At 69.3% G+C, this 1,203-nt stretch carries 2 protein-coding genes; both read left to right on the top strand.

Features of this window, described 5'->3' with window-relative positions; all coding sequences use genetic code 11:
* Positions 1-329: 329 nt before the first annotated feature.
* Entirely contained in the window at positions 330-782 is a 453-nt protein-coding gene (locus tag JK363_RS41270; protein WP_201883465.1) for a PTS sugar transporter subunit IIA, read from the top strand.
* A gap of 106 nt (positions 783-888) precedes the next feature.
* The coding region (locus tag JK363_RS41275) for a phosphoenolpyruvate-utilizing N-terminal domain-containing protein (protein WP_307822117.1) at positions 889-1,203 on the top strand (315 nt) is incomplete at its 3' end.

Here is a 1,203-nt window from a genome sequence, read left to right on the forward strand (position 1 = left end):
ACACGCTATCAGACCATTTCCGTGTCTCGAACCGGTGTCCCTCGCACGGCATGCGAAAGCGGATCCGAGAATTGGATCTAGTAGCTGAAGGTGCTGCCCTCGACCTGGACGCGCTCGCAGGTGACTGCGATGCTTCATCCGGTGGGCAGGCATACGACAGTACAGGGCCCCACACAGCCATGGCAAATCGATTCGACGCCCCCGGACGCTCTCCGGCCTGCGCCGCGCGTGCGGAATCCAAAGTTCCTATGACTTACGCTTCTGCGCAGTGCGCTGTCCGGGACAGGCGGTGACGGCGCGTGATGAATCTTCACCCCGGGAGGCTTCCCATGACCACCGTGACGTCCCCGCTCGCCGGGCGTGCGATCGGTCTCGCTGCGGTCCCCGACCCGGTGTTCTCCGGCGCCATGGTCGGTCCGGGTACAGCGGTCGATCCGGTGCTGGAACCGTGCGTGGCCGTGGCTCCGGTCGACGGCATCGTCGTCTCCCTGCACCCGCACGCGTTTGTGGTCGTGGACGTCGAGGGGCACGGTGTGCTCACCCACCTGGGGATCGACACGGTGCAGCTGAACGGTGAGGGCTTCGAGGTGCTCATCAACAAGGGGGACACCGTCCGGCGCGGGGACGCGATCGTGCGCTGGGACCCGAACGTCGCCGTGGCCGCGGGGAAGTCGCCGATCTGTCCCGTTGTGGCCCTGGAGGCCACCGCGTACGCCCTGGCCGCGGTCAGCGACGGCGACACCGAGGTGAAGACGGGCGACGCGCTCTTCACATGGACCTGAGCCGGATGTGAGCCCGACGCCGGCGGGGCCGGGGCCGGGCGCGATCGCGGTCAGCTACGACATCCACCATGGCGGGGTTCCGCCGTATCGACCGGGGACGGGTGACATGGAGACAACGCTGCGAGGCGTCGGTGTGAGCCACGGCGTGGCGATCGGCCAGGTGCGGCACATGGGCACGGCGGTGCTGGAGCCGCCGGCCAAGCAGATTCCGGCCGACGACGCGCCGCGTGAGCAGGGGCGTGCCCGTCAGGCCGTCGAGGCCGTGTCCGCCGATCTGATCGCGCGCGGCAATCTGGCGGGCGGCGAGGCGCAGGCCGTGCTCGAAGCGCAGGCCATGATGGCGCAGGACCCCGAGCTGATGGCCGATGTCGAGCGGCGTATCGCGGTGGGCAGCACCGCCGAGCGCGCCGTGTACGACGCG

Origin of the sequence: Streptomyces coffeae (assembly GCF_016741875.1) — a bacterium.
Lineage (GTDB): Bacteria > Actinomycetota > Actinomycetes > Streptomycetales > Streptomycetaceae > Streptomyces > Streptomyces coffeae.